This window comes from Paenibacillus konkukensis (genome assembly GCF_023523925.1).
GTDB classification, from domain to species: Bacteria; Bacillota; Bacilli; order Paenibacillales; family NBRC-103111; genus Paenibacillus_S; species Paenibacillus_S doosanensis.
In genome coordinates this window covers 6157724-6170600 of record NZ_CP027059.1, presented here as the reverse complement: position 1 = coordinate 6170600, position 12877 = coordinate 6157724, and the positions used below count along the sequence as shown (strand labels likewise).

General features: G+C 54.5%; 10 protein-coding genes. 3 read left to right on the top strand and 7 right to left on the bottom strand.

The window, feature by feature from the left end; all coding sequences use genetic code 11:
- Positions 1 to 12: 12 nt before the first annotated feature.
- The 6 genes from SK3146_RS26830 to SK3146_RS26805 form a co-directional block, all read right to left on the bottom strand.
- Positions 13 to 846: a carbohydrate ABC transporter permease gene (locus tag SK3146_RS26830; protein WP_249861641.1), complete on the bottom strand. Its 834-nt coding sequence runs from the start codon at positions 844 to 846 to the stop codon at positions 13 to 15.
- Entirely contained in the window at positions 843 to 1709 is an 867-nt protein-coding gene (locus tag SK3146_RS26825; RefSeq protein ID WP_249861640.1) for a carbohydrate ABC transporter permease, read from the bottom strand. Before SK3146_RS26825 ends, SK3146_RS26830 begins: the two co-directional genes overlap by 4 nt.
- A gap of 136 nt (positions 1710 to 1845) precedes the next feature.
- Positions 1846 to 3195 carry an ABC transporter substrate-binding protein gene (locus SK3146_RS26820; RefSeq protein WP_249861639.1) on the bottom strand — a complete coding sequence of 450 codons (1350 nt, stop codon included), beginning with the start codon at positions 3193 to 3195 and terminating at the stop codon, positions 1846 to 1848.
- Between the two features lie 148 nt (positions 3196 to 3343).
- Entirely contained in the window at positions 3344 to 4873 is a 1530-nt protein-coding gene (locus SK3146_RS26815; protein WP_249861638.1) for a response regulator, read from the bottom strand.
- On the bottom strand, positions 4870 to 6690 hold the full coding sequence (locus SK3146_RS26810) for a cache domain-containing sensor histidine kinase (protein ID WP_249861637.1): 1821 nt from the start codon (positions 6688 to 6690) through the stop codon (positions 4870 to 4872). The genes SK3146_RS26815 and SK3146_RS26810 overlap by 4 nt, the downstream gene beginning before the upstream one ends.
- A 27-nt stretch (positions 6691 to 6717) precedes the next feature.
- On the bottom strand, positions 6718 to 7611 hold the full coding sequence (locus SK3146_RS26805) for an AraC family transcriptional regulator (RefSeq protein WP_249861636.1): 894 nt from the start codon (positions 7609 to 7611) through the stop codon (positions 6718 to 6720).
- Between the two features lie 416 nt (positions 7612 to 8027).
- Here SK3146_RS26805 and yhbH point away from each other — a divergent pair, with 416 nt between their 5' ends.
- Positions 8028 to 9185 carry a sporulation protein YhbH gene (gene yhbH / locus SK3146_RS26800; RefSeq protein WP_249861635.1) on the top strand — a complete coding sequence of 386 codons (1158 nt, stop codon included), beginning with the start codon at positions 8028 to 8030 and terminating at the stop codon, positions 9183 to 9185.
- On the top strand, positions 9182 to 10609 hold the full coding sequence (locus SK3146_RS26795; RefSeq protein ID WP_249861634.1) for a SpoVR family protein: 1428 nt from the start codon (positions 9182 to 9184) through the stop codon (positions 10607 to 10609). Before yhbH ends, SK3146_RS26795 begins: the two co-directional genes overlap by 4 nt.
- A 118-nt stretch (positions 10610 to 10727) precedes the next feature.
- Here SK3146_RS26795 and SK3146_RS26790 read toward each other — a convergent pair whose 3' ends face one another.
- On the bottom strand, positions 10728 to 11657 hold the full coding sequence (locus SK3146_RS26790) for a manganese-dependent inorganic pyrophosphatase (protein ID WP_249866455.1): 930 nt from the start codon (positions 11655 to 11657) through the stop codon (positions 10728 to 10730).
- A gap of 228 nt (positions 11658 to 11885) precedes the next feature.
- Here SK3146_RS26790 and glsA point away from each other — a divergent pair, with 228 nt between their 5' ends.
- Positions 11886 to 12824 (top strand): glutaminase A, encoded by a 939-nt coding sequence (gene glsA, locus SK3146_RS26785; protein ID WP_249861633.1) that lies wholly within the window; start codon positions 11886 to 11888, stop codon positions 12822 to 12824.
- The last annotated feature ends 53 nt before the right edge of the window (positions 12825 to 12877 follow it).

Below are 12877 nucleotides of genomic sequence, written 5' to 3'. Positions count from 1 at the left end.
TGACCGGTACGGTCAGCCTTTGACCGATCCGGCGGTCATACCGGCGACGATTTTTTTGTTAAAGAAAAGAAATAGGATAAGAGGAGGCAGGGAAATCAGCACGACATCGGCAAACAGCAGATTCCAGGACGTCAAATACATGCTCATAAAGTTGTAAAGCGTCAGCTGCACGGTGGCGTTCTCCGAGCCGGGCAGAAAGTACAGCGGATTGACGAAATCGTTAAACACGCTGACGGATTGAATAATGATGATCGTTGAAGACACCGGCTTCAGCAGCGGAAAAATAATATGTGCAAACAGCCTCAGCCCGCCGCAGCCGTCGATGAACGCGCTCTCGTCGATATCCCGGGGAATCGTCGCCGTGAACGCTTTGTACAAAATGGCGCAAAAAGGAAAATGAAGCGCGATTTCGACCAGCGTCAGCCCCGGCAGCGTCTTGAACAGTCCGACCGTATTCAGCACCCAGATGGTCGGCACGACGGCAGGCGGAATCATTAATCCGGCCAGCACGAGGAAATTCAAGAGCGCCGCTCCCCGCCCCTTCTCCCTGCGCTGCAGCACGAAGCCGGCCAGGGAGCTGAAGACGACCATGCCCACGATCGACAGCACGGTCAGCACCGAGCTGTTAAAAAACGCGCGCACCAGCATATGGTCTGCGGCGGCCAGCACCGCCTTATAATTTTCGACGATATGAAACGTATCCGGCCAGCTCATGTTCATATCCGCCGCTTTGGTGGGGGACTTGAACGAGTTGATAATGACGAAGTAGAAAGGCACCCAGAATATGAGGGTCGAGAGGATCAGCAGCACAATGCTGACGCTCCACTTTTGTACCGTGCGGCTCACAGATCCACCTCTCTTCTGTTCAGGAACATATACAGCGGAAATGCCAGCACCGAGATGGCGATAAACAAGATAACGTTGCCCGCCGTAGCCAGCCCGTAAAATCCGGCTTGGTACTGCTTGTAAATAATGGAAGCGATAAGGTCGGTGGAGAAGCCCGGCCCCCCTTTGGTCATCGCCCAGATCAGGTCGAAGGTTCGCAGCCCGCCGATAAACGCCAGAATAATGACCGAGTTCATCGCCGGCCGGCTCAAGGGCAGGGTAATGTGCCAGAAGCTGCGGAACGCGCTGCCCCCGTCCATTTTCAACGCTTCGTAGTAATGCTGCGGAATCGACAAAATTCCGGCAATATAAATGACCGTTGCGATCCCGACGCCCTTCCATACGTCGACCAGGGCGACGGACAGCAGCGCGATCTTCGTATCGCCCAGCCAGTCGGGACCTTCAATGCCGATCGCGGCCAGCGCGGTGTTAATGACCCCTTGCGTCGGATGCATCATCGTGCTGAAGGCGATCCCGACGGCGATCGTGCTCAGCAAGGTCGGAAAAAACACCATCGAGCGAAAATAATCCTTGAACCAGATGCGCGAGGTCAGCAGCGTAGCGAGCAGCAGCGCGAGAACGACCTTCAGGCCGCAGGTGACGACCGCGAAGATGATCGTGTTTTTAAAGCCGATTTTGAGCGAGGATTCCTCGAAAAACATCACGTAGTTATCCAAGCCGATATACTGCCAGCTCGTCAGCGTCCATCGCGTCAAGCTGAAGAACAGCGACATGACCGTCGGCAGCAAATAAAAGATGAAGTAAATAATGCCTGCGGGCAGCAGGAACAAATACGAGTACATTCTCTTTTGCGTCGTCGTCATTCATTTCCCTCCTGTACGGGTGTATCTGCGGTACGGATAAAACCGGCCCTGCAAATACGATTGCAGGGCCGGATATCGTATCGCATGGAAGCTGGGCGCAAACGCCGGACGGTTAAAAGCCTAAGCCCGGTCCCTGTTACCAGCCCGGCAGGTTGAGCTGCTGCGCCTGCTTCTTCACATCCTTATCGTAGTCGGCGGCTCCGTCCGCAGGCGATTTTTGCCCTGTGCCGACTTCGATCAGGATGCTCTCCAGATTCGGCCCTTTCACCGGGGAAATGAACTCCAGCGCCGGCATCGTCTTGCCGCTGTCAAAGTATGGCTGCATATCCTTCACGGCCTCGTAAGCGTCGTCGGGCACGTTGATTCCTTTGACGACATAAGGGCCGTTCGCCTTGCTCTTGGACATATACGCCTTCTGGCCTTCCTCCGAGATGAGGAATTCGACGAACTTTTTGGCGGCCTCGACGTTCTTGCCTTTTTTATTGATATAGTAGGAGTTCGGCATCCAAACCGTAAAACCGTTGATGTTCGGGTCGTCGCTCGGAATCGGGAAGACGCCGATATCTTTTTGCTGTTCCGGATAGTTCTGGGCCAGAGCGTCGATCGCGCTGGTCAGCATCGGATATTGGACGCCCGTCCCTTCGGCAAGCATTTTCAGGCCCGTATCGTACGTGGTGGCGAGGAAATCTTTATTATAATAGCCCTTCTTGAATACTTCTCCGGTCATTTCAAAGCCGCGAAGCGCCGCCGGCGTCGTTGCATATTTGGCTTTGTTGGCCGTATAGTCCTGCGTGAAGGTCGGAACCTGCGTCTGTACGTTGAATTGATTGGCCAGCACGAACAGCTGCGAGGTCCATGTCGTCTTGTAGGAGCCGATCACCGCGGTCTTGCCTGCGGCTTTGATTTTGTCGCTGTTGGCGATAAATTCCGCCCATGTTTTCGGAACGGTCAGCCCAAGCTCCGCGTACACCTTCTTGTTGTACAGGATGCCGCCGACATTGGAGGAACCGCCCGGAACGCCGAATACTTTGCCGTTCGAGCTGACGGTTTCCTTATAGGAATCCAGCAGCTTCGCCATATACGGCTCCTTGGACAGGTCGACGAAGTTTTCCTCCGGATTCAGCGCCTTCAGCAGCGAGCCGGAATTGTAATACAAAATATCCGCCATCTCGCCGGTAGCCAGGCGCGTCTTGACCAGGTTGTCCCCTTCGGTGCCGTCCGGCTTAATATCAAATTTGATTTTGATATTCAGCTTCTTCTCGGCTTCGGCGGCGACCGCTTGCGTAGCGGGGTACGGCGTGCCGGTCGAGCCGATCAGCAGCGTCAGCGTCGTCGGCTCGGCGGATTTGCCGTCCGCAGGGGCTTTGGCGTCTCCGGAGCCCGGAGCCGTCCCGGAAGCCGGCTGGCCGGATGAGCTGCAGCCCGCCGCAAGCACGGCTATCAAAGCAGCATAGGTGAATACAGAGAACTTTTTGGCTCGGTTCATGTATCGTTCCTCCTTTATTTGACAAACCGGCTGAAACTTCATGCGTCGACCCTTCCAGTATTGCAGTGGCGTTGTCATGTTTTCATTGTATAGCCGGCGTCAGGCACCGAATACATGCGATTTGTACGAAATAAGGGGGGGATTTTTCCTATTTGCTCGTCGGCCGCTTTCTCGCGTACGTCATCGGCGAGACCCCGACGAACTTTTTGAACAGGGCGCTAAAATGCTTCGTATCCTCATATCCGACCAGCCGGCTGACCTCCTGCAGCCGCTCGATGCCGCCGGCTAGCAGCTCCTGCGCCTTGCGAATCCGGTAGCCGGCAATATAATCGGAGAAGGTCGTGCCGGTCTGGCTCTTGAACATGCGCGACAAATACCCCAGGCTGACATGATGCTCGGCCGCGAACTGCTGCAGCGAAATCGGGTTCTGATAATGGGCATGAATATGCTGCAAAAGCACGGGCACCAGCCCCTTCGGATTCAAATCCTTAGTCTCCTGCTGCACACAGTACAAACGGAACAGCTTCTCCTTCAGCCAGTCGAACAGCTCGCCGTAGCCGGTAAAATCATTCAAGCAGCGCACATCCTCCTGCAAGTCGTTCAAGCTGATCTTATCGCCGCCGGACGAGAGCAAATGATATTTCAGCGAGAACAGCACATCCTGAATAAATAACCGCAGCTGCCGTTTCGTCACCCGCTTCAAGCGCATCTCGTCGACAATATGCCCCAGCGTCTCCTGTCCCTTCAGCAGCTCGCCCTTCTTGCAGTGAACCTCCATGATGCGCACCTTGTCCCACGCGCTTAACAGCTCCGCCTCCTGCGGCTTCGCCCCGAACGGCAGGCAGGTGGCCGCCCCGAAGATCGCATGCTCTTCCAGCGAATCCTTCAGGCCGGTATAAACTTGGCGCAGCGGCACGCTTTCTTCCTTGAGAGCAACCGCCATATGCGCCGGCACCGGAAGCTGCCTGAGCTCCCCGAAAAGCTCCAGCAGCACAGGCTGCATAGCGGCCGTCTGCGCCGCCGCAGCCATCGGCACCAGCAGCACCCTCTGCCTGCAGTCCAGGTCCACGCATTGAATGAGCGAGCAGGGATAAGGAGACTGAGCCAGCTGCCGGAACCACGCGTCAAAATCGATTGCAGCCGTCTTCCACCCTTTGATCTGCGGAGCCTTTTCCAACGTGAGCAGCACTACGGCGTACAACCGCTCGTTCCATTCGCGCCCAAGCTCCGCATCGGGCATGCTGTCGTCCTCGGCCAGCAGCATCTGGGCGAGCGAGCCGTTCACCCAGGCGTCTCGGCGGCGATGCTCCTGCTCCAGCTGATGGAGCGCTTTATCGACCGCTTGATACAGCACTTCTTTTTTGACCGGCTTCAGCAAATAGTCGCCCACGCCGAACTGCATCCCCTGCCGGGCGTATTCGAACTCGTCATGGACGCTCAGAATCATGCATTTGACTGTGGAATCCAGCTTGGTCAGCTGCTCGATCAGCTCCAGGCCGTCGATGCCCGGCATGTTGATATCCGTCAGCACAAGACTCGGGCGCAGATCGGCCGCCGCCGCCAACGCGTCGTCCCCGTTGTCGAATGCGTAGATGCCATGCTCCGGCTCGTATCGGGCCAGCAGCGTCTCCAGCTCCGCCAGCGCCCAGCGTTCATCCTCCACTACAAAAATGTTCAAAGCGCAGCCTCCTTCGCCGAATCAAGCTTCACAGCCAGCGGTATCACCAGCGATACCGAAGTGCCTTCCCCCGGCTTGCTGTAAATGCTCAAGCCGTAATCTTTGCCGTAATATAGCTGAATGCGCTGCCGTATATTGAGCAGTCCGATGCCGCGGGAATCCTCGTCGTAGGGATTCAGCGGGTTCGTTTTGCGAAGCGATTCCTCCAGGCGAGCCTTCTCCTTGTCCGCAATGCCTTCTCCGTTATCCTGCACGGTTAACGTCAGCACGCCCTCCGCTTGGGCCGCCCGGATCGTGATGCGTCCTCCCGCTTTCACCCTGCGCAGCCCGTGATTCACCGCGTTCTCCACGAGCGGCTGCACCGTCAGCTTGAGCACTGACGCTTCAAGCAGCTCCGGCGGAATGTCGCAGTGCAGGAGAATCCGGCTGCCGAACCGATGCTGCTGAATTTTGAAATAATTGCCGATATGCTCGATTTCCTCCCGCAGCGTGACGGGCTGATGTAAATTTTTCATGCTGTATTGGAATAGTCCGGCAAGCGATTCGGAAATTTCGGCGACCTCTTCGATGCCGCGCAGCCGGCTGATGGATTTCATGATGTTGAGGGTGTTGTACAGAAAATGAGGATTAATCTGAGCATGCAGCGCCGACAACTGGGCGTTCTTTTCCGCCAGCTTCGATTCGTACACCTCGTGGATCAAACGGGAAATGCTGCCGAGCATATGGTTATACATCCGGCTCAGCTTGCCGATTTCGTTGCGTCCGGCATATTCCATCCTGTGACTGAAATCGCCCAGCTCGACCCGCGACATATGGCGCATCAGCTTGTTCAGCGGAAGGGTGATTTGATGGGATAACAAATAGGAGACGGCCGCGATGGACAGCATCGTCAGCATGCCGACCAACAGCACGATATCCTGAATCCGCTTTTGCTTCAGCAAAAGCACATGCTTCGGAATTAAAATCACCGTATGCCACCCGGTATAGCTTGACCGCACGAACGTATACAGGTAATCGGTGTCCTTCCAGCGCAGCTCGCCTTCCGAGCCGGTATGCTCAAACACGCGGGTATCGAACCGGGCCTCCTCGTTCGGGCTGCTGCCATTTTCATAAATGATCCGTCCTTCGTCCGCCACGATCAGCACATGCATCGTACTTTCCAGCTCGTTGGCTGTGGCATTGGCAAGCACCATATTGAATGCGTTCACATTGATCTGAATGCTGACAAACCCGATGATCGTCTGCGTCGGGATTTTCGTGATCTTGCGGATAAAGGAAACGACCCGTTCAGGGGAGCCCTCTTTATCGGCATGTACTTCGGCGGAAGGCAGCAGGGCGAACGGCTCCCGGTTCAGCGAGCCTGAGAACTCCTTCAGCTGCTCTTCCGACAATAGCTCCCGCGGCTTCGGCTCCACCAGCTTGGAATATTGATACAGATGCTTATCCAGCGAGTAAATGGATATGCTCTGAACGTAGGTTTTGGGATAAGAGAAATTAAACAGGATAGGATTGAGCTTGTATCCGACCACTTCCTTCTCGACCGGATCGGACGCCTTGTAGAAATCGAACAGGATGTTCTGAATCGACGGGTCAATGGAAATGGCCAGCGACAGCTCCTCGACGCTCCGCATGTACAAATCGATCATCTCCGAAAACTGCTTCGAAATAATGTTCGATAAGGAAAACGTCTGATGCTGAATATCGCTGGTGTTCTTGTAATAAAAAATAGAGCAGGTGATCCCGACAATGAACAAGGATACGACGGAAAAAGCTATAAACATTTTCGTTTTCAGCATCCGGTCATTCCAGCGGCGCATGCTGCCCCCTCCTTCGCCCAGCGGAAGTCAAGAGGATTCGCGGTATTTGCCCGGCGAGCAGCCGACCTCGCGATGAAACAGCCTGCTGAAAAAAGCCGGGTCCTCGTAGCCGACGCGCCCCGCGATGGTGATGACCTTCTCGTCGGTTTCCAGCAGCAGATGCTTCGCCCGCTCGATCCGTATCCGGTGAATCATGTCCACGACGGTCATGCCTAAGGATTCCTTGAAAATCCGGTTCAGCTGCCTGGAACTTATATTAAACAGCTCGCATAAAACCGGGATGGATACTTTCTTATCGTAATACCGCTCCAAATAGCCGCAGATGCGGCGAACGAGCAGCTGTTTGGCGCTATTGCGCACGGACTCTCTGCCGTTTTGCCCTTCCGCCTGCCGGTAGGCGCGGGACAGCAAAATGAGCAGCTCCACCATCTGCAGCCGGATTAACGTTTCGAAGCCGGGCTGGCGGTTATCGAATTCGTGAATGATGGTTTCCAGCAGGAACAGCGAGCGCGTCGCATCCTGCCCGTTCAAATTCAGGCAGCGATGAAACCGCTCTCTTTTATCCAGAAACGGATGAACGTAAAAATAATCCATCGACTGGGAAATGCCAAGGTCCAGCAGCCAATTGCCCTGAATCAGATCCGGCATAAACAGGCAGTTGATAATCTCGATTTCCTTGCCAGGATTAATGCTGTAGGTGTGCACTTCGCCGGGATTGATAATAAATACGTCGCCCGAGCGGATGTCGTAATAATGCCCTTCGAACACATGCTGCGCCTCTCCCCGGACCACGTAGACCAGCTCCACGAAGTCGTGGCCGTGCAGCAAAGGCACATGCTCATGATCGTGAAAAAAGCGGCGAATCCAGAACGGAAACGAGTGCTCTTTAATAAATTGGCTGCTGTGCAACTGTTTCTCCATGAGGAAACCTCCTACATATCACAATTCGAAACTCCTTTGGAAAGGTCATTTACCGACAGACGGCCAATCCTGTAAGCCGGCGGTTTAGTGGAGAAGCGTAAGCGCGATGACGGCCCACAACCTAATCATACGAGAACCCGGAGGTTCGGTCATGGTCAATTCAGACATTATTATAGCTGATTTGTACGCAAAAAAGCAGGAAAACTGTCGTCTTCCTTGGGCAACGGCTATTCGGGAGCGATCGCGGGCCGTACGGAGAGCTTAAGCTAGACTCCTCCAAAAAATAGCCCCCTGTCCTACTCACATATCCCCCTGCTACTTGAATATATTTAGTAACAAGCACTTTTTTTCCTTTTGTCTTGTCACATCCGTTCTTTATATGCATGATCCCAAGCCCAAATCAGGAGGTGTCCGACATGACAGAACCATTATTTACCGTTTCCCGAGAGGATTGGTCTTTACATCGCAAAGGCTATCAGGACCAAACCCGCCATCAACAAAAAGTACGAGAAGCGATTAAGCAGAACCTGCCTGACCTTGTTACGGACGAAAGCATCGTTATGTCTGACGGCAAACACATCATCAAAGTACCGATCCGCAGCCTGGACGAATACCGCTTTCGGTATAACTACAATAAAAGCAAGCATGTAGGCCAGGGCGACGGCGACAGTCAGGTCGGCGACGTGCTGGGCGTGGACCCTACTCCGTCGGGAGGACCGGGCAAAGGCGAAGGCGCCGGCGATCAGCCGGGCGACGACTACTACGACGCCGAGGTGCAGCTCGAAGAACTGCAGACGATGCTGTTCGAGGAATTGGAGCTGCCTAACCTGCAGCAAAAAGAAAAAGACAATGTGATGACCAAGGACATCATTTTCAATGATATTCGCAAAAAGGGAATTATGTCCAATATCGATAAAAAGCGGACGATACTCGAAAATCTCCGCCGCAACGCAGGCGCCGGCATCCCCGGCATTCACGGCATCAGCCCCGATGACCTGCGCTTCAAAACGTGGGAGGAAATCGTCGTCCCGCAATCCAACGCCCTGATCATCGCCATGATGGATACTTCGGGATCGATGGGATCGTTCGAGAAATATATCGCCCGCAGCTTTTTCTTCTGGATGACTCGGTTTCTGCGGACCAAATACGAGCATGTCGAGATTGTGTTCATCGCCCATCATACGGAAGCCAAGGAAGTGACCGAGGAGGAATTTTTCACCAAAGGCGAGAGCGGCGGCACGATCTGCTCGTCGGCCTATCAGCTGGCGGTGGAATTGATCGACCGGCGCTATTCTCCGGCCCGCTATAACATTTATCCGTTCCACTTCTCCGACGGCGACAATCTGACCTCCGACAACGAGCGCTGCGTCAAGCTCATCCAGGAGCTGGTGAAGCGGTCCAACCTGTTCGGCTACGGCGAAGTCAATCAATACAACCGGAGCAGCACGCTGATGTCCGCCTACCGGAATATTCATGATCCGAAATTCGTCCATTACGTCATCCGCGAAAAAGGCGAAGTGTATAAAGCGCTGCGCACCTTTTTCCCCAAATCCGAAGGGAGGATCGCCCGATGAACGCCGAATATATCAAGCAGCTCGAATACGCCATTGCAGAAATATCCGAAATCGCCACCGGCTTCGGGCTCGACTATTATCCGATGCGCTATGAAATCTGCCCGGCCGACATCATCTACACGTTCGGCGCCTACGGCATGCCTACCCGCTTTAGCCATTGGAGCTTCGGGAAAACGTTCCATAAAATGAAAATGCAATACGACTTCGGGCTGAGCAAAATTTACGAGCTGGTCATTAACTCCGACCCGTGCTACGCTTTCCTGCTGGACGGCAATTCGCTGATTCAGAACAAGCTTATCGTCGCCCACGTGCTCGCTCACTGCGATTTTTTCAAAAACAACGCCCGCTTCTCCAAAACGAACCGCAATATGGTCGAGAGCATGTCCGCAACGGCGGAGCGCGTCAGGCAGTATGAAATTTTGTACGGAACCGACGAAGTCGAGAAATTCATCGATGCGGTGCTGGCCATTCAAGAGCATGTCGATCCGCTGATCTCCACCCCTTACTCGGCTTCCCGATACGGAAGAAATAACGAAAAATCGCTTAAAGAAGAGGAAACGCGAGAACGGCGGCTCGGATATGAGGATTTATGGGATTTGGACGATCGGGGCGCGGGGAAAACCGTCAAGGAGGAGCCGCGTAAATTCCCTCCCAAGCCGGAGAAAGACCTGGTGCTGTTCATTGAAGAGCACGCGCCCTATCTCACCGATTGGCAGCGCGACATCATGACGATGCTGCGCGACGAAATGCTGTACTTCTGGCCGCAGCTCGAAACGAAGATTATGAACGAAGGCTGGGCTTCGTATTGGCATCAGCGCATCCTCCGCGAAATGGAGCTGACCGAAGAGGAAACGATCGAATTCGCCAAGCTGAATTCCTCTGTCGTCGTTCCGTCGAGACACAGCCTCAATCCTTACTATTTGGGCCTCAAAATATTCGAGGATATCGAAAAGCGGTGGGATAAGCCGACCGAAGAGGAACGCGAGCGCTATGGCCGCGAACCGGGTCAAGGACGGCGCAAAATATTCGACGTGCGGGAATACGATTCCGACCTGTCCTTCATCCGCAACTATTTAACCAAGCAGCTCGTGGACGACTTGGACCTGTACGTTTTCGAGAAAAAAGGACCCGAATGGAAAATTACCGACAAAACCTGGGCGAATATCCGCGACCAGCTCGTCTATTCCCGCGTCAACGGCGGCTTCCCTTATATCGTGGTCGAAGACGGCGATTACGAGAAAAACGGCGAGCTGTACCTGAAGCATTCTTATGAGGGCGTTGAGCTCGATCTCAAATATGTGGAGCGGACGCTTCCTTACATCCACAGGCTGTGGGGCAAAACCGTCCATCTGGAGACGATGGTCGAATCCAAGCAGGTGCTGTTCACGTATGACGGCAAGAAGCATAACCGGAAATTTTTATAACGCAGTTGCGAAGCCGGAGGCCGGGGGCCTTCGGTTTTTCATTCCATATCAGCCCAATGAACGAAAAAAGGGCCATCCTCCGCCGAAGGGAGAACAGCCTGCTTCACTGCCTCTATGATTACTTGCTCAAGATGTCGGTCAATACCGGTACGATCTGCGATTTGCGGGATACGACGCCCTTCAATACCGCTTTGTTGCTCTCCAGCGTCACATTGTAGGCTTGCTCCACTGCGCTCGCTTTGCCGCCCAAGGCGATACCGATGGAATCGTTGTTCAAAATGTCGGTTACGACGAACAGGAACAAATCAAGTCCTTTATCGGCGATGATCCCGGACAATGCCGCTTCCAGCTCCGCTTGGCGGGACAATACGTCGTTCACGTCCACCGCGTTCACTTGCGCGATTTCCACTTTGCTTGCGCCCATTTGGAACTCTTTGGAGTCGAGGGAGATCAATTGCGGAATCGTTTTGTCGCTTAAGTCGGCTCCGGCTTTCAGCATGGACAGGCCGTATGTTTCCAGCTCTACGCCGGCGATTGCGGCAAGCTCGCGCGCGGCGGCTACGTCCTGCTCCGTGCAAGTCGGAGATTTCAACAGCAATGTATCGGAGATGATGGCGGAAAGCATAAGACCCGCGATTTCTTTTTCAACGGCTACGCCGTTTTCTTTGTACAATTTGTTCAAAATCGTCGTCGTGCAGCCTACAGGCTCGGCACGGTAGTAAAGCGGTCCGCTCGTTTCGAAGTTGGCGATCCGGTGATGGTCGATAACTTCAACTACACGTACTTTATCGATATCGCCGGCGCTTTGTTGACGCTCGTTGTGGTCGACGAGAATGACTTGGTTCACTTCGTTCGCTACGGTTTCAACAAGGCGCGGCGCGTTGACTTTGAAATGGTCCAGCACGAATTGCGTTTCGCTGCTGACGCTGCCAAGACGAACGGCCTCTACGTTAGCTCCCAGCTTGGTTTTCAAATCCGCATAAACGAGCGCGGAGCTAATCGAGTCGGTATCCGGGTTTTTGTGACCGAAAATAAGTGTTTTTTCCATCATCGTACTCCTTAATCATATTTTTTGGCTAAGCAAAAGTATATCACAGAACGATATCTGTATTCTAGATTATATCGTTAAATCCTACTTATTCCAATGACTTTACAGAGAATTGTTACAAATTCGTCAAATTGAAAGGAAAGAGCGGTCTCCCTGTCGAAAAATAGAGAAAATCGGGGCCATACTAATTAAAGTATACGGCATGAGTCTTAGAGGGAGGCCATCGTTATGACGACGGAATGGAATCAATTGGTTGAAGGTTTACCGCGCTGGCTGGAAGCAAGCCGCGCGTATACGGCTCAAGGAAGCGTGGCGGCGTATATCCCCGAGCTCGCCCACGCCCCGGCGGGTGCGCTTGGAATTACGATTATGGACGGCGCCTCCGGCGTTGCCCGTGCGGGCGAGGCCGATTTGCCGTTTACGCTGCAGAGCATTTCCAAAGTATTTACGCTGCTGCTCGCGCTCATGGATAACGGAGAAGACGGCGTGTTCGCCAAGGTCGGCATGGAGCCGACCGGAGATAACTTTAACTCGATGCTGAAGCTGGAGCTGGTCGATCCGGGCATCCCCTTCAACCCGCTCATCAACGCCGGGGCGATTGCGATTTCCTCGCTCATTCACGGCGCGACCCCGGCTGAGAAGACGGAGCGGATTCTCGCCTTCTTCCGCGAGCTGGCCGGCGATCACTCGCTGGCCTGCAACGAGGACGTGTACCGCTCCGAGACGCAAACCGCGCACCGCAACCGTTCGCTCGCCTACTTCCTGAAGGCGAACGGCGTGCTGGACGCGGATGTCGAAGAAGTGCTTGAGGTGTACTTCAAGCACTGCTCGATCGAAGCGAACTGCCGGCAGCTGGCGAGAATGGCATTGGTGCTCGCTCACGACGGCACCGATCCGGAGAGCGGCCGCGAGCTGGTGCCGCGCCGATATGTGCGGATCGCCAAATCGTTCATGATCACCTGCGGCATGTACAACGAGTCCGGCGCCTTCGCCATCCGGGTCGGCCTGCCGGCGAAGAGCGGCGTATCCGGCGGCATTCTGGCGCTGGTGCCCGGACGGTACGGGATCGGCGTCGTCGGACCGGCGCTGAACGCCAAAGGCAACAGCACGGCCGGAGTGCATTTGCTGCAGACGCTATCGGCGGAATTCGATTGGAGCATCTTCTAATACGGGACGCCGCAGCGGCGTCCGACACGAACAAGCGGCTGTCCTTCGGGAGG